The organism is Duganella sp. CF517, from assembly GCF_900110275.1.
Lineage (GTDB): Bacteria > Pseudomonadota > Gammaproteobacteria > Burkholderiales > Burkholderiaceae_D > Rugamonas.
On sequence record NZ_FODC01000007.1, the window covers coordinates 294,565 to 311,740 of the forward strand.

A 17,176-nucleotide genomic window follows, 5' to 3' on the forward strand; every position below is an offset into this window, starting at 1 on the left:
ACATTCTCCGCTATGAACAGCCTTTACCAATCCTCCATCAAATCCCTGCCACTGCTCGGCCATGGCAAAGTCCGCGACAACTACGCCGTCGGCGACGATAAAATTCTGATCGTCACCACCGACCGCCTGTCCGCCTTCGACGTTGTCATGAACGAGCCGATTCCCGGCAAGGGCATGGTCTTGAACCAGATGAGCGATTTCTGGTTCGAGAAACTGGGCCACATCGTGCCGAACCACCTGACCGGCGTCGCGCCCGAGTCCGTGGTGGCAGCCGATGAGGTGGAGCAGGTCAAGGGCCGCGCCGTGGTCGCCAAACGCCTGAAGCCGATCATGGTCGAGGCGGTGGTGCGCGGTTACATCATCGGTTCGGGCTGGAAGGATTACCAGGCCACCGGCAGCATCTGCGGCATCGAATTGCCGGCCGGCCTGCGCCAGGCGGAGAAATTGCCCGAGCCGCTGTTCACCCCGGCCGCGAAAGCCGAGCTGGGCGAGCACGACGAGAACATCAGCTTTGCCGACATGGAAAGCCGCATCGGCGCCGAACTGGCCGCCAAAATGCGCGATATCAGCATCAAACTGTACACCGCCGCCGCCGACTACGCGGCCACGCGCGGCATCATCATCGCCGACACCAAGTTCGAGTTCGGCCTGGACGAAAACGGCGTCATGCACCTGATGGACGAAGTGCTGACCGCCGATTCGTCGCGCTTCTGGCCGGCCGATTCGTACGCGCCGGACATGTCGCCGCCGTCGTTCGACAAGCAATTCGTGCGCGATTACCTGGAAACCTTGGACTGGGGCAAGACCGCGCCGGCGCCGGCATTGCCGGCAGACGTCATCGACAAGACCCAGGCCAAGTATTTCGAAGCGATCGAGCGCCTGACCGGCCAGAAGCTGAAGGCCTGAGATGGCGGACGCTAACAACAAGCCGCTGGTCGGCGTCATCATGGGCTCGTCGTCGGACTGGGACGTGATGCAAAACGCGGTCGCCATCCTGAAACAGTTCGGCGTGCCGTTCGAGGCGCAAGTGATTTCCGCGCACCGCATGCCGGACGAGATGTACGCGTACGCCAGGAGCGCCCGGGCGCGCGGCTTGCGCGCCATCATCGCCGGCGCCGGCGGCGCCGCCCACCTGCCGGGCATGGTCGCGGCGATGACCATCGTGCCGGTGCTGGGCGTGCCGGTGCCGTCGAAGTATCTGCGCGGCGAGGATTCGCTGCTGTCCATCGTGCAGATGCCCAAGGGCGTGCCGGTGTCGACCTTCGCCATCGGCGAGGCGGGCGCCGCCAACGCCGCGCTGACGGCGGTGGCGATGATCGCCGCCAACGACGACGCGCTGGCCGACAAGCTGGAAGCCTTCCGCGTGACGCAGACCGAAGCCGCCAAGGCCATGACGCTGCCGCTTGAATAACGTTTGAAATAAATCGATGAGCAAAGATTTTTCTCCACTTGTGCCCGCCGCCAATCCGGCGGCGTGGCTGGGCGTGATGGGCGGCGGTCAACTGGGCCGCATGTTCGCCCAGGCCGCCCAGAGCATGGGTTACCAGGTCGCCGTGCTGGAGCCGGCCGATGAATGTCCCGCCGGCCAGGTCGCGCAGCGCCTGGTCAACGCCGGCTACGGCGACGCCGCCGGCCTCGACGCGCTGGCCGCGCAATGCCTGGCCGTCACCACCGAATTCGAGAACGTGCCCGCCGACAGCCTGTCGCGCCTGGCGGAGCGCGTGTTCGTCGCCCCCGACGCCCACGGCGTCTCGGTGGCGCAGGACCGCATCGCCGAGAAGAAATTCTTTGTCGATTGCGCGCCGCGCTCGGGCGTGCTGCCGGCGCCGCACAAAGTGATCGCCACGCAGCAGGATATCGACGATATCGCCGACGATCTGCTGCCGGGCATCCTGAAGACCGTGCGCATGGGTTACGACGGCAAGGGCCAGGTCCGCGTGAAGTCGCGCGAAGACGTGCGCGCCGCGTTTGAAAGCATGGACAAGGTCACCTGCCTGCTGGAAAAAATGCTGCCGCTGGCCTATGAAGTGTCGGTGCTGACCGCGCGCGGCGCCGACGGCGCGTCGGTGGTCTATCCGATCGCCGAGAACGTCCACCGCGACGGCATCCTGTTCACCACCACCGTGCCGGGCCCGAACGTTTCCGAGGCCAGCGCCAGGATCGCGCAACAGGCGGCGCAGGCGATTGTGGCCGAACTCGGCTACGTCGGCGTGCTGTGCATCGAATTCTTCGTCTTGACCGACGGCAGCCTGGTGGTCAACGAAATGGCGCCGCGTCCGCACAACAGCGGCCATTACACGATGGACGCCTGCGTCACCAGCCAGTTCGCGCAGCAGGTCCGCGCGATGGCGCGCCTGCCGCTGGGCGACGTGCGCCAGCATTCGCCGGCCGTCATGCTCAACATCCTGGGCGACGTCTGGTTCGAAGGCGACAGTGCGGGGGAAGCTGAGACTGCGCGCGAACCGGCCTGGGACCGCATCCTGGCCTTGCCCGGCGCCTGCCTGCATCTGTACGGCAAGGACGATCCGCGCCGCGCCCGCAAGATGGGCCACCTGACCATCGTCGCGCCGACGTTGGACGAGGCCCGGCGCCAGCTCGACGCCGCCTGCGCCATCCTGGGTATCGCGCCGTGAAGAAACCGCATCACGCGGTCGCTGACGGCGCCGACATCGCGGCGGCGGCGCTGGTGCTGGAGGAGGGCGGCCTGGTCGCCTTCCCGACCGAGACCGTCTACGGCCTCGGCGCCGACGCCGAAAATCCGGCCGCCGTCGCCCGCATCTACCAGGCCAAGGGCCGCCCGAACGACCACCCGGTGATCGTGCACGTGGCGCCCGGCGCCGATCTGGACTACTGGGTCACCGACATCCCTGACGAAGCGCGGCAACTGGTCGCCGCCTTCTGGCCGGGACCGCTGACCTTGATTTTGAAACGCGCCGGCCACATTCCCGACGCCGTCTCCGGCGGCCAGGACACGGTCGGCATCCGCTGCCCGTCGCATCCGGTCGCGATCGCTTTGCTGAGCGCATTCAAGGGCGGCAAGGGCGGCGTGGCGGCGCCGTCGGCCAACAAGTTCGGCAACGTCAGCCCGACCACGGCCCAGCACGTGCGCGACGAGTTCGCGCTGGACGACGCCGATGAAGGCTCGATCACGGGCGATGACGCCTGTTCGGCGGCCTTGTTGACGACCGTGCTCGAGGGCGGCCCCAGCCAGGTCGGCATCGAATCGACCATCGTCGACCTGTCGCGCCTGGCGACGCACGGCCCGGTGCTGCTGCGTCCGGGCCATATCAGCGCCCGGCAGATCGCCGACGTCATCGGCCGATTGCCGGCCGCGCCCGACCAGGCCGCGCCGCGCGCCTCCGGCACGCTGGAATCGCATTACGCGCCGCGCACGCCGGTGACCATGCTCGACGGCGCCACGTTGACGGCGAAGCTGCCGCAACTGCAAGCGAAGGGCGTCAAGGTTGCCGTCATCAGCCACGCGCTGCCGGCGCTGGTGGCCAGCCAGCAGGTGCTGCCCGCCGATCCGGCCGGCTACGCCTACGGCCTCTACGCCGCCTTGCGCGACATGGACCAGACCGGCTCGGACCTGATCCTGGTCGAAACCCCGCCGCAGGATGCGCAATGGCTGGGCGTCAACGACCGCCTGCGCCGCGCGGTGTTCGGCTCCGCCGGCGTGATCGAATCGCTGCTCGATTGATCGCGCCGCCGGCGTTTTGAGCTGGATCAACTTGCACTCAAAAAGCCGAGCAACTGTTCCTTTTTGCTCACAACTAATGAGTTCGTCGGGTGTTTTCCTATACAAGCATCGCCAACGCTGGCATATTAGTCGGGATGCGAATAGCACGTTCGTTCGTAGCAAATCATAAAAGAATATTTACAGGAGACAATATGCGCAACACCAAATTTGCACTCGCTGCAATGACCCTGGCCGTCCTTGCGGGTTGCGGCGGCAGCGCCGACCCGAAGCCGGGTGATCAAACCATCAAAAACAAGTACAGCGCACAAGTGTCGTTCGGCGACAGCCTGTCCGACGTGGGTTCGTATGCCGTCGGCACCGTGGCTGCGCTCAAGGGCGGTAAATTCACCATCAACGGCGACAACACCGCGATCGCCTCCACCCTGACCGGCAGGAACTGGACCGAACTGATCGCCGCCCAGCTGGGCCTGGCCGCGCCGTGCGCGGCGCTCACCGGCCTCGACGGCGACGCCAGCAAGGGCTTCTCGGTGCCGCAGGTGGCCCACGCCGGCTGCTACGGCTATGCGCAGGGCGGCTCCCGCGTCACCAATCCGGTTGGACCGGGCAATAAATTGGCCGGCAGCGCGCTCGGCGCGTTGACGGTTCCCGTCGTCACCCAGGTGGCCAACCACTTGAAAGCGGTCGGCGGCAAGTTCAAGGGCGACGAGATGGTCTTCGTCATGGCCGGCGGTAACGATGTGCTGTTCCAGCTGGCCGCGCTGAGCGCCGGCGCCACCGCCGCCGGCACCGCCGCCGGCGGTCCGGCCTACTTGCAGAGCCTGGTGCCGCAGTTGGCGGCGGGCGCGACCAATCCGCAGACCGCCGCCCAGGCCATCGCTTTCGCCGCGCAAACGGAGGCGGCGCGCGCCGGCAGCACCCAGGCCAGCATCACCCAGGTCGCCATCGGCGCCGCCGCCGTCCAGCCGGGCAACTCGGCCGTCGCCGCGCAGGCCGTCTACGGTCCGATGGTCGCCAAGGCCACCGCCGACGCCACCGCCGCCGGCACCAAGGCCGGACTGGATTACGCCACCGCCAAGGGCCCGGAACTGGTCGCCGCGCTGGCCGCCGCCGGCACCGAACTGGCCAACCTGGTCAAGACGCAAATCGTCGCCAACGGCGCCAACTACGTGACGGTCAACAACCTGCCGGACGTGGCCACCACGCCGTCGGGCCGTGGCCAGTCGGCCGCCACCCAGGCGCTGATCAACGCCATGGTGAGCGCCTTCAACAACGCGCTGACCGCCGGCCTGTCGGCCGAGCCCAAGGTGCTTATTGTCGACGTCTTCGCCGTCAGCCACGACCAGGCCACCAATCCCGGCCCGTACGGCCTGACCAACGTGACCGAGCCCGCCTGCGACCTGAGCGCGGCCAAGAACCCGCTGGGCACGTCGCTGGCGTGCAACGGCGGCAACCTCAAAGCGGGCGACGTCAGCCACTACTCGTTCGCCGACGAAGTCCATCCGACCCCGTTCAACAACCTGCTGCTGGCCCGTTATGTGTCCAGAAGCCTGGTGACCAAGGGCTGGCTGTAATTCTGTCGTCGCGGGCGGGCGCCGCTGAGCGCGGCGCCCGCCGGACCACACCATAAAAAATCAGGAGACGATATGAACAAGGGTTTCAACACCACCGTAAAACTGCTGGCGCTGGCCGCCGCGATGTCGGTGGCCACGGCCGCGTCGGCGCAACAGACCACCGGCACCTGGCTGGTCACCGCCGGCATCAACAAGATCACGCCGAAGGTCAAATCCGGCGACGTGTCGGCGCCGGCGCTGCCGGGCACCAAGGCCGACATCGATTCGGACACCAAACCGCGCGTGGCGTTCGCGTACATGGTCACCGACAATGTTTCGGCGGAAATCGATCTGGGCCTGCCGTACAAGCACGACCTGATCGGCTCGGGCTCGATCGAGGGCACCGGCAAGCTGGGCACGTCGGAAGTGTTGCCGCCGACAGCCTTCATCCAGTACCGCTTCCTGCCGGCCAACGCGATGTTCCGTCCGTATGTCGGCCTGGGCATCACCTACGCCCACTTCCAGAAGGAACGCGGTTCGGGCCAGCTGACGGCGATCCTGAACACCGGCGGTCCGGGCGCGACCTTCAAGGTCGACGACAAATGGGCGGCCAGCTACCAGGTCGGCGCCACCGTCAAGATCAACGAACAGTGGTTCGTCGATGCCACCGTGATCAAGACCAAGCTCAAGACCCAGGTGCATTTCTCGACCGGCCAGAACCAGGATATCCGCCTCGATCCGCTGGCGGTGAGCGTCAGCGTCGGCTACAACTTCAAGGGTTTCAACTTCTGATTATCGAATTTGGGCCGAAAAAAAACCGCTGCGATGTTGTGCAGCGGTTTTTTTTCATCCTGCGGGCGGCTTATTGGAACGCCTGGATGCCGGTCTGCGCGCGGCCCAGGATCAGGGCATGGATGTCGTGCGTGCCCTCGTAGGTGTTGACCACCTCCAGGTTGACCATGTGGCGGATGACGCCGAACTCGTCCGAAATGCCGTTACCGCCGAGCATGTCGCGCGCGACCCGGGCGATGTCCAGCGACTTGCCGCAGGAATTGCGCTTCATCATCGAGGTGATTTCCACCGCCGCCGTGCCGGCGTCCTTCATGCGGCCCAGCTGCAGGCAGCCTTGCAGGCCGAGCGTGATTTCGGTCTGCATGTCGGCCAGCTTTTTTTGCACCAGCTGGTTGGCGGCCAGCGGACGGCCGAATTGCGAGCGGTCCAGCACGTACTGGCGGGCGATGTGCCAGCAGGCCTCGGCCGCGCCCAGCGCGCCCCAGGCGATGCCGTAGCGGGCCGAGTTCAGGCACGTGAACGGACCCTTGAGGCCGCGCACGTCCGGGAAGGCGTTTTCCTCCGGGCAGAACACGTTGTCCATGACGATCTCGCCGGTCAACGAGGCGCGCAGGCCGAACTTGCCGTGGATGGCGGGGGCGCTCAGGCCGGCCATGCCTTTTTCCAGCACGAAGCCACGGATCGCGCCTTCGTCGTCCTTGGCCCAGACCACGAACACGTCGGCCACCGGCGAATTGGTGATCCACATCTTGGCGCCGGTCAGCGCGTAGCCGCCCGGCACCTTCTTGGCGCGGGTGATCATCGAACCGGGATCGGAACCGTGGTTCGGCTCGGTCAGGCCGAAGCAGCCGATCCATTCGCCGGTCGCCAGTTTCGGCAGGTATTTCTGGCGCTGCGCCTCGGTGCCGAATTCGAAGATCGGCACCATCACCAGCGACGACTGCACGCTCATCATCGAGCGGTAGCCGGAATCGACGCGCTCGACTTCGCGCGCGATCAGGCCGTAGGAGACGTAGTTCAGGCCGGGACCGCCGTACTGGTCGGGGATGGTCGGCCCCAGCAGGCCCAATTCGCCCATTTCGCGGAAGATCGACGTGTCCATCTTCTCGTGGCGGAACGCCTCCAGGATGCGCGGGGCCAGCTTGTCCTGGCAATAGGCAGCGGCGGCGTCGCGCACCATGCGCTCGTCGTCGGTCAGTTGCTGGTCCAGCAACAAGGGGTCATCCCAGTGGAATTGGGCGCGGGCTTGGCTCATGGTGGTCTCTCATTATGGTGAATGCTGCCAGCATTCTATGCCGCGCCGCCCACCCCGGCTTTTCAAATGGCGACACCAATTTCCGTTTTTAGCCCAGGCTGCCGAACTGGCCGCCGTGGAAGATCAGCGGCGGCGCCGGCGTAAATTCGCACAACTCGACCTCGCCGACGAAAATCACGTGGTCGCCCTCGGGGTAGCGGCTGCGGTTGTGGCATTCGAACCAGGCCGAGCCGCCCTTGAGGATCGGCTGGCCGGTGCGCGACAGCTCGTACTCGACGGTTTCCCACGGATTGCTGCCGCGCGTGGCGAACAGCTTGGCCAGGTGGGCCTGGCCGGCGCTGAGCACGTTGATGACATAATGCGAGTTACCCGTGAAGATGGGCATGCTGTTGGCGCCGTTCGACAGGCTCCACAGCACCAGCGGCGGATCGAGCGAGACCGAGTTGAACGAACTGGCCGTCAGGCCGCGGAACGTGCCGTCGGCCAGCCGCGTGGTGATCACGGTCACGCCGGTGGCGAACTGGCCCAGCGCCTGGCGGAAATGGGCGGTGTCGAAAGCGCGTTCTTCGGCGCGGGGGGAGATGGTGTGCATGGGTCGGCCTGGGTTCTTTTAGCCATTATGCCAAAGATTTGTGGCGGCGATGGAATCCGCCCCGTCGCGCGGCGCTAAACTGGCGGCGCGCGGCGCGCGATTGCGTTACAGTGGCCCATGGCAAGCGGCTTCGATACGGAGGGGGCTATGGGCAGCAATGGCGCGCCGGGCGCGGCGCTGGAGACGGCGGTTCTGGGCGGCGGCTGCTTTTGGTGCCTGGAGGCGGTGTATCTGGAAGTGAAGGGCGTTGTAAGCGTCGAGTCCGGCTACACGGGCGGCGCCGTGCCGCATCCCACGTACGAGCAGGTGTGCGTCGGCGACACCGGCCACGCCGAAGTGGTGAAGTTGCAATTTGATCCCTCCGTCGTCGCCTACCACGACCTCCTCGAGATTTTCTTCACCATCCACGATCCGACCACCGCTAACCGCCAGGGCAACGATGTCGGCACGCAATATCGCTCGGTCGTCTATCACCAGTCGCCGGAGCAGGAGGCGACCGCGCGCCAGGTCATCGCCGAGATGGCCAATGTGTGGGACGCGCCCATCGTCACCGAACTGTCGCCCGCGCTGCCGTATTACAAGGCCGAGGATTACCACCAGGATTACTTCCGCCGCCATCCGTTGCAGGGCTATTGCGCGTTCGTGGTCGCGCCCAAGGTGGCCGAGTTCCGCAAGATCCACGGCCATCGCATCAAATAGCGCGTTGCGTTTGCTCCGGGTACATGTATTTGCGTGACCATGGCAACGTGCCGCCGCGCTGGCCCGCCTTGTGGCCGACGATTTGATACAGGCTGATCCAATCCTGCTCGAACGCGTGGCTGCAACCGGCCAGGTACACGTGCCAGATCCGGTAGCGCTTGTCCCCGGCCAGCGCGCGCAGGCGCTCGCCGTGCGCTTCGAAATTGTCGGTCCAGATGGCGCAGGTGCGCGCGTAGTGCCGGCGCAGGTTCTCCACGTCGTACGCCTCCAGGCCGCCTTGCTGCATCGCTTTGAGCACGCTGCCCACGTGCGCCAGCTCGCCGTGCGGAAACACATACTTGTCGATGAACTCGCCGCCGCCATAGGGCGCCTGGCCGTTGTCCGCATCGGTGGAGGTGATGCCGTGATTCATCACCAGACCGTCCGGCGCCAGCAGCCGCTCGATGGCGGCGAAATACTCCGGCAAATGCCGCAGTCCGACATGCTCGAACATGCCGACACTGGTGATGCGGTCGAACTGGCCGCGCACGTCGCGGTAATCCTGCAGCCGGATCTCGACCAGGTGCTCGAGGCCGGCCAGCCGCACGCGCTGCCGGGCCAGCGCGTACTGGTTTTCCGACAAGGTGACGCCGACGCAGCGCACCCGGTACTGCTGCGCCGCGCGGATCACCAGCGCGCCCCAACCGCAGCCGATGTCGAGCAGCGTATGGTCGGGCCGCAGCACGATCTTGCGCAGGATGTGGTCGATTTTCTTGAGCTGGGCGGCGGCCAGGTCCTCGTCGCCGTCCTCGAAGTAGGCGCAGGAATAGACCATGTTCGGGTCGAGGAATTGCGCGTAGAAATCGTTGGAGACGTCGTAGTGGTAGCGGATCGCCTCGGCGTCCTTGTGCTTGTCGTGCTTGATGCCGCGCGCCAGCCGCGATAACTTGCGCTCGGGCTTGAGCGTGGTGCGCGCCAGCGCGTTGACGACGGCGATCATGTCGCGCGCCGCGCCCTTGACCTCGATCGCGCCTTCCACATAGGCGGTGCCGAGGTTGGCCAGCGACGGCTTGAGCAGGTAGCGCGCGGCCGCCACATTGGGCAGGCGTATCGTCACCCGCGGCGCCTCGCTGGAAAAGTCGACGCACTGGCCGTTCCACAATTCAATGCGTAGCGGCAGCGCGATCTGGCGCCGGATGCCGGCGATCCAGGCGCTGAAGCGATTTTGTACGAACACTTGTGCCAACACGATGCACCTCCGGTTCAGAAATAAAAAGACCACCGCAAGCGATGGTCTGGAGTTCCGAACCGGCGCGCGCCGGCCGTGGTTACGGCTGCAAACGCTCCTTGATCCAGCTGCCATCGGCCTGTTTCACATACACGATCCGGTCATGGAAGCGCGAACGGCGCCCCTGCCAGAATTCGATGCGCACCGGATCGAGGCGGTAACCGCCCCAGTGTTCCGGCCGCACCGGATGCGCGCCGCTGGCGGCGGCCGACGCATCGTAATTGGCTTCCATCTGTTCCCGGTTGGCGATGGGCGCGCTCTGCCGCGAGGCGATCGCGGCGATCTGGCTTTTCACCGGCCGGCTATGGAAGTATTGATCGCTTTCGTCGGCCGAAGTTTTGACGACCTTGCCTTCGATGCGTACCTGACGCTCGAGCTCGCTCCAAAAGAATAGCAGCGCCGCGTGCGGATTGTCGCGCAATTGCCGGCCCTTCTGGCTGTCGTAATTGGTGTACCAGGTGAAGCCGCGCGGATCGAATTGCTTGATCAACACAATGCGCGAGGTCGGCCTGCCGTCGGCGTCCACCGTCGCCACGCTCATCGCGTTCGGCTCGTTGACCTTGGCGTGCAGCGCCTCGTCGAACCATTTGCCGAACTGGGCGATCGGATCGTCGAGCACGTCCGCTTCCGTCAGGCTGGCGCGGCCATAGTCGAGGCGCAGATCGGCCAGCACCACGCCGTCGGCCACGGCGTTGGCGACGGCCACCTGCTGTTGTTCCGGCACCTGGCTTTGCGGCAGCGCGGGCGTGATGCCGCGCCGCGATTGCATGGCGCTGCCCAGTTGCGCCATCTGCTCCGGGCTGAACAGGCGCTTGGCCATCGGCGCGATGTTCGCTTCCTCCTTGGCCATGTGGGCGGCGTAGGCGTCGCAAAAGCGCTGCACGTCCGGCGCGGACAGGTCCGCGCCGGCGCCGGCGGCGATACGCTCCAGTTGCGCGCGGACGATTTCCCAGTCCTTGTCCATCAACTGGTGGTCGGCCAAGATGCCCGGCACCAATTGGTCGAGCAGCGCGGCGTCGGCGTCGCGGGCGGTGGCCTGCAACATCGGCATCAGGTTTTGTTCTTCGTCGTCGTGGTGCAGGTGGGCGGCGTTGTTGAAATATTTCAGCACGGCCTGCGCGGCTTGTTGCGCCTCGGCGTCGGCGCCGTGCGCCGGCAGGTGCGCCAGCAGGTTTTGCATGGTCGACAATTGTTTGCGGATCCGGTCGTGGCAATGTTTCAAAACTGCTATCGGCTGGCTGAAATCGGGGGCGGTGTCGAACAGGGGTTTATTCTCGGCGTTGCTCATGGCGTGGGGCTTAGGCTGGGGGGGGAAAGTCATTCTAGAATAATTCTTGTCGCCGCGTCCGGTAAAATGGCGGGATGAACAGTATCCCTGACCTTATTGTCGACGCGGACGTCGACTTCGACCGCCGTTTCGGCGGCATCGCCCGATTGTACGGCGAACGCGCGCTGGCGCGCTTCCGCGGCGCCCACGTATGCGTGGTCGGCGTCGGCGGCGTCGGCTCGTGGATCGTCGAGGCGCTGGCCCGCAGCGCCATCGGCCAACTGACCCTGATCGACCTCGACAACGTGGCCGAATCGAACATCAACCGCCAGATCCAGGCGCTGACCGGCACCGTCGGCCAGGCCAAGATCAGCGCGCTGGCCGAGCGCATCGCCCAAATCAATCCGTCCTGCGTGGTCCACCAGATCGAGGATTTCGTCAGCGCCGACAATCTCGACGAGATGCTCGGCGCCGGCAAGTTCGACTACGTGGTCGACGCCATCGACAGCGTCAAGGCCAAGGCCGCGATGATCGCGTATTGCCGCCAGCACGCGCTGCCGCTGGTCATCATCGGCAGCGCCGGCGGCCAGACCGACCCGACCCAGATCGCCGTGCGCGACCTGGCACGCACCGAGCAGGAACCGCTGCTGAAAAAAGTGCGCAAGGTGTTGCGCAGCCAGTACGGCTACCCGCGCGGCGAGAAAACCAAGTTCCACGTGGACGCGGTGTTTTCGATGGAGCCGCTCAAATTCCCCGAAACGGGAGAGGTGTGCGCGGTCGACGGCGACGACCGCGCCGGCGGCGTGACCGGTTTGAACTGCGCCGGCTTCGGCTCGGCGATGGTGGTCACGGCCACCTTCGGCATGGTTGCCGCCGGCCACGTGCTGCGGCGGCTGGCCGACGGCGCGCAGGCGGCGCCGGCGCCGGTACCAGCGGTGGCGGCCGACGCGACGGCGTAGATTTTATCCGGTGCGCCAGGCAGGTTTGCTATCATTGTGCGCGCTGGCCCGGCCGCCGTGCCGGCCACAGAAACTCATTGAAAGAAAAAAACATGACGCGTAGTTCCGTTTTAGTAGCAATGCTGTGCGCGCTGGCGGCCTCCGTGGCCCAGGCCCAGACTCCCGCCGCTCCGGCCGCTCCGGCCGCTCCGGCGGCACAGGCGGCGCCCGCCGCGCCAACCACCACCGCCACGCCCGCCGTCGCGCCGCCGCCGCCGCCGATGGTCGTCGGCTCGGCCACGCCGGGCCCGGCCGCCGAGCAGTTGATCATCACCGACAGCAAGGTCGGCACCGGCAAGGAAGCGACCACCGGCGCCACCGTCTACATGCACTACACCGGCTGGCTGTATCGTCCGCTGGCGAAAAACATGCATGGCAAGCAGTTCGACTCGTCGATTCCGCGCGGCGAGCCGCTCGACTTCGTGCTCGGCGCCGGCCGCGTCATCAAAGGCTGGGACCAGGGCATCCAGGGCATGAAGGTCGGCGGCAAGCGCACCTTGATCATTCCGTCCGAACTGGCGTACGGCTCGCGTCCCTCGCCGGGCAGCGGCATCCCGCCGAACTCGGCGCTGATTTTCGACGTCGAACTGATGGATGTAAAGTAAGCGTATAAATCCGTCGTTGTCCGCGCGGGAGGAGTAGACTGGCTACTCCCCATCGCGCGGAGGTTTTTTCCATGAAAATTGCCAACGACGTTACTGAACTGATCGGCCGCACCCCGCTGGTGCGGCTGCATCGATTGACCAAGGGCCTCGACGCTGACGTGCTGGTCAAGCTGGAATACTGCAACCCGGCCCACAGCGTGAAAGACCGCATCGGCCTGTCCATGATCGAAGCGGCCGAGGCGGCCGGCCAGATCCACCCCGACACCATCATCCTCGAACCGACCAGCGGCAACACCGGCATCGCGCTGGCGATGGTCTGCGCCGCGCGCGGCTACCGCTGCACGCTCGTCATGCCCGACACCATGAGCCGCGAGCGCCGCATGCTGCTGCGCGCCTATGGCGCCGAGCTGATCCTCACGCCGGGCGGCGAAGGCATGCTCGGCGCGATCCACCGCGCCGAGGCGCTGGCCGAGGGCGACCGCCGTTACCTGATGCCGCAGCAGTTCAACAATCCCGCCAATCCGGATGTGCACCGCCGCACGACGGCCGAGGAAATCTGGGACGACACCGACGGCCGCGCCGACATCCTGGTGGCCGGCGTCGGCACCGGCGGCACCATCACCGGCGTGGGCGAAGTGATCAAGGCGCGCAAGCCGGAGTTCCGCTGCATCGCGGTCGAGCCGGAGGCGTCGCCGGTGCTGGCCAAGGGCGTCAAGGGACCGCACCCGCTGCAGGGCATCGGCGCCGGCTTCGTGCCGGCCGTGCTCAACACGCGGGTGTACGACGAGATCATCGGCGTGAGCAACGACAACGCCTTCGAGACCGCGCGCCAGGCGGCCAGCCAGGAAGGTTTGCTGGTGGGCATATCGTCCGGCGCGGCGCTGTGGGCCGCGCTGCAAGTGGCGCGCCGGCCGGAAAGCGCCGGCAAGATGATCGTCACGATCATCCCGTCGTTCGGCGAGCGTTACCTGAGCACCGCGCTGTACGCCAGGTTCGCCGATTAGTGCGCGGGCTCCTGCAGGCAGCACTCGTGCACCGTGGTGCCGAGCCGCACCTGCAAGGTACTGTGCTGGATCGAGAAATCCTCGCGCAGCTGACGGGTGATGTCGTCGACCGCCACGTCTCCCGGATAACCGGCCGGCGTGACCAGTTGCGCGGTCAGCGCCGTCTCGGTGGTGCTCATCGCCCAGATATGCAAATCGTGCACCTCGGTCACGCCGGGACGGCCGCGCAGGAATTGCTCGATCTCGCCGCGATCCACGTTGTCCGGCACCGCCGCCAGCATCAGGCGCAGCGACTGCCTGAGCAGCGACCAGGTGCTGTAGACGATGATCGCCACGATCACCATGCTGACCGCCGGATCGACCCAGTTCCAGCCTGAGTAGCGAACGATCACGCCGGCCACCAGCACGCCCAGCGAAATGGCGGCGTCGGCGGCCATGTGCAGATAAGCGCCGCGGATATTGATGTCGTCCTTGCTGCCGGCCATGAACAACCACGCCGAGAAACCGTTGACCAGAATGCCGACGCCGGCCACCACCGACACCGTCAAGCCGGCCACCGGATCCGGATGCATCAACTGCTGCACGGCCTCGAAGGCGATGCCGCCGCACGCGACCATCAACAACATGGCGTTGAACAGCGCCGCCAGCATCGAGGTGCTGCGCAGGCCGTAGGTGTAGCGCTGGTTCGGCAGGCGCTTGGCCAGGATGGCCGCGCCCCAGGCCAGCATCAGGCCCAGCACGTCGGACAGGTTGTGGCCGGCGTCGGCCATCAGCGCGGTGGAGTTGGCCAGGAAACCGTAGAAGAATTCGACGCCGACGAACACCAGGTTGAGCACGATGGCGATGGCGAACGCGCGGCCCATGGTGTTGGGATCGCCGTGGTGGTGATGGCCGTGGCCGTGCGAGTGATCGTGTCCATGGCCGTGGGCGTGGGCTTTGACGGCCTGCCCGGCGGGCGCCTGGCCGCGATCATGATCATGCGCGTGACCATGCGCGTCGTGGTCGTGGTCGTGGTCGTGATGGTCGTGGTGCTTGCTCATGCTTCGTTCCCGTTGGCAGGTTCGGCGATATGTTCGAGCATATCGTTCAGGACGTCGCTGATATGCGCATCGGCGGCGGAGTAGAAAACTTGTTTGCCTTGCCGCTCGGACTTGACGATGCGCGCCGCGCGCAGCAAGCGCAAGTGGTGGCTGACGAGGGAGCTGCTCAGTTCAAGCGAGGTGGCGATGTCGCTGACGGCGATCGGCGCCGCCACGCAGGCGAGCACGATGCGCAAGCGGGTCGGATCGCCCAGCAGGTGGAACAGGTCGGCCAACTGGGCGATGGCGGGATCGACGCCGGCGTAGTCGTGTTGACAGCTCATGTATTTTGTATAACTCATCATGTGAACAGGTATTCACATGTTAGCACGAAAAAGGCGGTGCGCAACGCGCGACGGCGGATGCCGCGTCCGCCGCTTCCTTACTTCTGCAACTCCGCCTGCAACTGGTTGCGCGCCTTCGGCTCCAGCTTCTCGATGGCCTTGGTCAGTTTTTCCGCGTTGCGCAAAGCCAGCGTCTGCTCCGGCGTCAGCGCCTTGGCCTCGATGACGGGTGCCGGCGGCGGCTTGGAAAACACCGCCTGCGCGCCGACGACGATCAGCGCACTGAGCATGGCGATGCCGGCGGCCGCCCCCAGCAAGCGCAATTCGCGCGGCGTGATCGCCGGCGACTGCGTGGCGATCGGCCGCACCGGACCGGGCGGCGTGGGCACATAGCCGGCGGAGGCGGCGGCCGGCGCCGCCGACGGCTCGTTGGTCGCGTCCAGCGGCGCCGCCTTGCGCGCCGCGTCCGCCACCGGCGGCAGCCCGCCCGCCAGCCGCGCATGTTGCGTCAGCTCGAGCGAGGCGGCGTCGATGGCCGCGATGTGCCGCCCGACCGCCTCCTCCAGCACCGCTTCGTTGAGCGCCACCAGCGCAAAGATCGGGTCGTCGATGTCGATCTTGACGCCGGTTTTTTCAAACACCAGACTGCGCAGCTTTTGCTGATCCATGGCAGCTTACCACTCGACCTTGTCGAGCTGCTCGAACAGATCGCGGAACACCACCTTGATGCGCTGCTTTTCCATGACGTTGAACTTGTCGCTTTCGCGCACCTCGTTGGCGGTCAGGCGCGCCGTGTTCATCTTCTTGATGTCGGCGCCGAAGGTGTCGGCGTTGCGGGCCGACAGCACGATGCGCCCGCGCACGCGCGACGAGTTGTCGGCGTAGGTCTGCGATTCGGTGAACTGCTTGCCGGACGCCGACTGCAGCAGGCCGAAGTGCTCGTTTTCCCACAGCACCAGCGGCACCTTGGTGGCCTTGGCGGTCGACACGAAACCCATCGCCGTGTCGTGCAAGGTGTCGCCGCCGCCGACGATGGTGTGGATGTAAACCTTGCGGCCCGATTCCTCGAGCAATGCGAAGCAATCGTTTTCAAGCAAATAGCCCATCAGCGGCGAGAAGGTGTTGGCGCCGTTGTCGATGACGCAGTTGCCTTCCTCTTCGAGGATGTCGATCATCAGCGCGTCGAAGCGTTTCGGATCGATGGTGCGGCTGTCGGTCATCACCGGCACGTGCTTGACGTCCATCGCCTTGTAGCGCGAAAACGTGGCGTTCTCCTGGTCGGTGTCGTAGCAGCGCAGCGGCTGGCGCTGCGCTTCCAGGTCGCCGGCCGCGTCTTTGCTGGCGAGCCACTGCGCCAATATCGTCGACACCAAGGTCTTGCCGATGCCGCCCTTACCCTGAAGAATAAAATGTACCGTGTTTTGCATCGAAATCACCCCTGAATCTGCTTGGAATAGACGCACCATCGCGCGCGAACGCATCGAGAGTAATTGTTTTGTGGCAGGAAGGCAACCATCACAGCGTGATGGCGCCATCGGGGGGAAGGGAGGGTCAGTCGATGAAGCGCAGCAGGCCCTGCAACGCGTGGATCACGGTTTGCTCGCGCACCGCCTTGCGGTCGCCGCTGAACACCAGGCGCTCGGTGTGGACGGTGTCGGCGTTGGCCCAGCCGAAGCAGACGGTGCCGACCGGCTTGCCCGGCACGGCGCCGGTCGGGCCGGCGATGCCGGTGGTCGAGACGGCCAAGTGGGCGTTGCTCGCACCGAGGGCGCCGCTCGCCATCGCCGCGGCCACCTCTTCGGAAACGCTGCCCATCTGCGCGATCAGCGCGGCCGACACGTCCAGCAACTCGCTCTTGGAAGCGTTGGAATAGGCGATGAAGCCGCAGTCGAACCACGCGGTCGAACCGGCGATTTCGGTGATGGCCTGGGCCACGCCGCCGCCGGTGCACGACTCGGCGGTGGCCAGGATCAGGCCCTTGTCCTGCAGCGCCTTGCCGACCTGCGCGGCCAGGTCGAGGATGGTGGTGGCGTTATCGGATTGCATCTCGGTGGTCATGTAAACTCTCCTTCTGAAGCGGCGTT

At 65.9% G+C, this 17,176-nt stretch carries 19 protein-coding genes; 10 read left to right on the forward strand and 9 right to left on the reverse strand.

Features of this window, described 5'->3' with window-relative positions; all coding sequences use genetic code 11:
• Positions 1 to 12 precede the first annotated feature (12 nt).
• The 6 genes from BMX85_RS25265 to BMX85_RS25290 all read left to right on the forward strand — a co-directional run bounded on the left by BMX85_RS25265 (position 13) and on the right by BMX85_RS25290 (position 6,042).
• Complete coding sequence (locus BMX85_RS25265) at positions 13 to 906, forward strand: phosphoribosylaminoimidazolesuccinocarboxamide synthase (protein ID WP_090325364.1); 894 nt, start codon at positions 13 to 15, stop codon at positions 904 to 906.
• Between the two features lies 1 nt (position 907).
• Complete coding sequence (purE, locus tag BMX85_RS25270; protein ID WP_090325366.1) at positions 908 to 1,411, forward strand: 5-(carboxyamino)imidazole ribonucleotide mutase; 504 nt, start codon at positions 908 to 910, stop codon at positions 1,409 to 1,411.
• Between the two features lie 16 nt (positions 1,412 to 1,427).
• Positions 1,428 to 2,633 carry a 5-(carboxyamino)imidazole ribonucleotide synthase gene (locus BMX85_RS25275; RefSeq protein ID WP_090325368.1) on the forward strand — a complete coding sequence of 402 codons (1,206 nt, stop codon included), beginning with the start codon at positions 1,428 to 1,430 and terminating at the stop codon, positions 2,631 to 2,633.
• Positions 2,630 to 3,700, forward strand: coding sequence for an L-threonylcarbamoyladenylate synthase (locus tag BMX85_RS25280; protein ID WP_090325371.1), 1,071 nt, complete (start codon positions 2,630 to 2,632; stop codon positions 3,698 to 3,700). Before BMX85_RS25275 ends, BMX85_RS25280 begins: the two co-directional genes overlap by 4 nt.
• 191 nt (positions 3,701 to 3,891) lie before the next feature.
• Entirely contained in the window at positions 3,892 to 5,271 is a 1,380-nt protein-coding gene (locus BMX85_RS25285) for an SGNH/GDSL hydrolase family protein (RefSeq protein ID WP_090325373.1), read from the forward strand.
• 72 nt (positions 5,272 to 5,343) lie between these two features.
• Positions 5,344 to 6,042, forward strand: coding sequence for an OmpW/AlkL family protein (locus tag BMX85_RS25290; RefSeq protein WP_090325375.1), 699 nt, complete (start codon positions 5,344 to 5,346; stop codon positions 6,040 to 6,042).
• A 70-nt stretch (positions 6,043 to 6,112) separates the two neighbouring features.
• On the opposite strand, the gene BMX85_RS25295 is transcribed toward BMX85_RS25290, so the two are convergent.
• Positions 6,113 to 7,297 carry an acyl-CoA dehydrogenase gene (locus tag BMX85_RS25295; RefSeq protein WP_090325377.1) on the reverse strand — a complete coding sequence of 395 codons (1,185 nt, stop codon included), beginning with the start codon at positions 7,295 to 7,297 and terminating at the stop codon, positions 6,113 to 6,115.
• Positions 7,298 to 7,385: 88 nt separating this feature from the next.
• Positions 7,386 to 7,889, reverse strand: a complete 504-nt coding sequence (locus BMX85_RS25300) for a flavin reductase family protein (protein WP_090325379.1) — start codon at positions 7,887 to 7,889, stop codon at positions 7,386 to 7,388.
• A gap of 147 nt (positions 7,890 to 8,036) precedes the next feature.
• Here BMX85_RS25300 and msrA point away from each other — a divergent pair, with 147 nt between their 5' ends.
• Positions 8,037 to 8,588: a peptide-methionine (S)-S-oxide reductase MsrA gene (gene msrA, locus BMX85_RS25305; RefSeq protein ID WP_090325381.1), complete on the forward strand. Its 552-nt coding sequence runs from the start codon at positions 8,037 to 8,039 to the stop codon at positions 8,586 to 8,588.
• On the opposite strand, the gene BMX85_RS25310 is transcribed toward msrA, so the two are convergent.
• Positions 8,581 to 9,804, reverse strand: a complete 1,224-nt coding sequence (locus BMX85_RS25310) for an SAM-dependent methyltransferase (RefSeq protein WP_090325383.1) — start codon at positions 9,802 to 9,804, stop codon at positions 8,581 to 8,583. The two genes, msrA and BMX85_RS25310, sit on opposite strands and share 8 nt — an antisense overlap.
• 91 nt (positions 9,805 to 9,895) lie before the next feature.
• Complete coding sequence (gene pdxH / locus BMX85_RS25315) at positions 9,896 to 11,176, reverse strand: pyridoxamine 5'-phosphate oxidase (RefSeq protein WP_373924139.1); 1,281 nt, start codon at positions 11,174 to 11,176, stop codon at positions 9,896 to 9,898.
• 41 nt (positions 11,177 to 11,217) lie between these two features.
• Between pdxH and tcdA the strand changes: the two genes are divergently transcribed.
• From tcdA to cysK, 3 genes are all read left to right on the forward strand, one after another.
• Positions 11,218 to 12,081, forward strand: a complete 864-nt coding sequence (tcdA, locus tag BMX85_RS25320) for a tRNA cyclic N6-threonylcarbamoyladenosine(37) synthase TcdA (RefSeq protein ID WP_090325386.1) — start codon at positions 11,218 to 11,220, stop codon at positions 12,079 to 12,081.
• A gap of 119 nt (positions 12,082 to 12,200) precedes the next feature.
• Entirely contained in the window at positions 12,201 to 12,725 is a 525-nt protein-coding gene (locus BMX85_RS25325) for an FKBP-type peptidyl-prolyl cis-trans isomerase (RefSeq protein WP_090325388.1), read from the forward strand.
• 71 nt (positions 12,726 to 12,796) lie between these two features.
• Positions 12,797 to 13,729 carry a cysteine synthase A gene (cysK, locus tag BMX85_RS25330; RefSeq protein WP_090325390.1) on the forward strand — a complete coding sequence of 311 codons (933 nt, stop codon included), beginning with the start codon at positions 12,797 to 12,799 and terminating at the stop codon, positions 13,727 to 13,729.
• Here the strand turns inward: cysK and BMX85_RS25335 are convergent.
• The 5 genes from BMX85_RS25335 to BMX85_RS25355 all read right to left on the reverse strand — a co-directional run bounded on the left by BMX85_RS25335 (position 13,726) and on the right by BMX85_RS25355 (position 17,150).
• Positions 13,726 to 14,769 (reverse strand): cation diffusion facilitator family transporter, encoded by a 1,044-nt coding sequence (locus tag BMX85_RS25335; protein ID WP_090325391.1) that lies wholly within the window; start codon positions 14,767 to 14,769, stop codon positions 13,726 to 13,728. The two genes, cysK and BMX85_RS25335, sit on opposite strands and share 4 nt — an antisense overlap.
• Complete coding sequence (locus tag BMX85_RS25340) at positions 14,766 to 15,092, reverse strand: ArsR/SmtB family transcription factor (protein ID WP_090325393.1); 327 nt, start codon at positions 15,090 to 15,092, stop codon at positions 14,766 to 14,768. Before BMX85_RS25340 ends, BMX85_RS25335 begins: the two co-directional genes overlap by 4 nt.
• A gap of 98 nt (positions 15,093 to 15,190) precedes the next feature.
• On the reverse strand, positions 15,191 to 15,760 hold the full coding sequence (locus BMX85_RS25345; RefSeq protein ID WP_090325394.1) for a hypothetical protein: 570 nt from the start codon (positions 15,758 to 15,760) through the stop codon (positions 15,191 to 15,193).
• A gap of 6 nt (positions 15,761 to 15,766) precedes the next feature.
• Positions 15,767 to 16,519: a P-loop NTPase family protein gene (locus BMX85_RS25350; RefSeq protein ID WP_090325396.1), complete on the reverse strand. Its 753-nt coding sequence runs from the start codon at positions 16,517 to 16,519 to the stop codon at positions 15,767 to 15,769.
• A 124-nt stretch (positions 16,520 to 16,643) separates the two neighbouring features.
• Positions 16,644 to 17,150, reverse strand: coding sequence for a CinA family protein (locus BMX85_RS25355; RefSeq protein WP_229210660.1), 507 nt, complete (start codon positions 17,148 to 17,150; stop codon positions 16,644 to 16,646).
• Between the last annotated feature and the right edge of the window lie 26 nt (positions 17,151 to 17,176).

What these genes read in the sequence shown, in the direction of transcription:
- BMX85_RS25265 (WP_090325364.1), top strand. Translation starts at nt 13, where the DNA reads ATGAACAGCCTTTACCAATCCTCCATCAAATCCCTGCCACTGCTCGGC.
- BMX85_RS25345 (WP_090325394.1), bottom strand. Translation starts at nt 15,760, where the DNA reads ATGGATCAGCAAAAGCTGCGCAGTCTGGTGTTTGAAAAAACCGGCGTC.
- BMX85_RS25275 (WP_090325368.1), top strand. Translation starts at nt 1,428, where the DNA reads ATGAGCAAAGATTTTTCTCCACTTGTGCCCGCCGCCAATCCGGCGGCG.
- purE (WP_090325366.1), top strand. Translation starts at nt 908, where the DNA reads ATGGCGGACGCTAACAACAAGCCGCTGGTCGGCGTCATCATGGGCTCG.
- BMX85_RS25325 (WP_090325388.1), top strand. Translation starts at nt 12,201, where the DNA reads ATGCTGTGCGCGCTGGCGGCCTCCGTGGCCCAGGCCCAGACTCCCGCC.
- BMX85_RS25295 (WP_090325377.1), bottom strand. Translation starts at nt 7,297, where the DNA reads ATGAGCCAAGCCCGCGCCCAATTCCACTGGGATGACCCCTTGTTGCTG.
- BMX85_RS25335 (WP_090325391.1), bottom strand. Translation starts at nt 14,769, where the DNA reads ATGAGCAAGCACCACGACCATCACGACCACGACCACGACCACGACGCG.
- BMX85_RS25355 (WP_229210660.1), bottom strand. Translation starts at nt 17,150, where the DNA reads ATGACCACCGAGATGCAATCCGATAACGCCACCACCATCCTCGACCTG.
- BMX85_RS25285 (WP_090325373.1), top strand. Translation starts at nt 3,892, where the DNA reads ATGCGCAACACCAAATTTGCACTCGCTGCAATGACCCTGGCCGTCCTT.
- pdxH (WP_373924139.1), bottom strand. Translation starts at nt 11,176, where the DNA reads ATGACTTTCCCCCCCCAGCCTAAGCCCCACGCCATGAGCAACGCCGAG.
- tcdA (WP_090325386.1), top strand. Translation starts at nt 11,218, where the DNA reads ATGAACAGTATCCCTGACCTTATTGTCGACGCGGACGTCGACTTCGAC.
- BMX85_RS25350 (WP_090325396.1), bottom strand. Translation starts at nt 16,519, where the DNA reads ATGCAAAACACGGTACATTTTATTCTTCAGGGTAAGGGCGGCATCGGC.
- msrA (WP_090325381.1), top strand. Translation starts at nt 8,037, where the DNA reads ATGGGCAGCAATGGCGCGCCGGGCGCGGCGCTGGAGACGGCGGTTCTG.
- BMX85_RS25340 (WP_090325393.1), bottom strand. Translation starts at nt 15,092, where the DNA reads ATGAGCTGTCAACACGACTACGCCGGCGTCGATCCCGCCATCGCCCAG.
- BMX85_RS25290 (WP_090325375.1), top strand. Translation starts at nt 5,344, where the DNA reads ATGAACAAGGGTTTCAACACCACCGTAAAACTGCTGGCGCTGGCCGCC.
- BMX85_RS25300 (WP_090325379.1), bottom strand. Translation starts at nt 7,889, where the DNA reads ATGCACACCATCTCCCCCCGCGCCGAAGAACGCGCTTTCGACACCGCC.
- cysK (WP_090325390.1), top strand. Translation starts at nt 12,797, where the DNA reads ATGAAAATTGCCAACGACGTTACTGAACTGATCGGCCGCACCCCGCTG.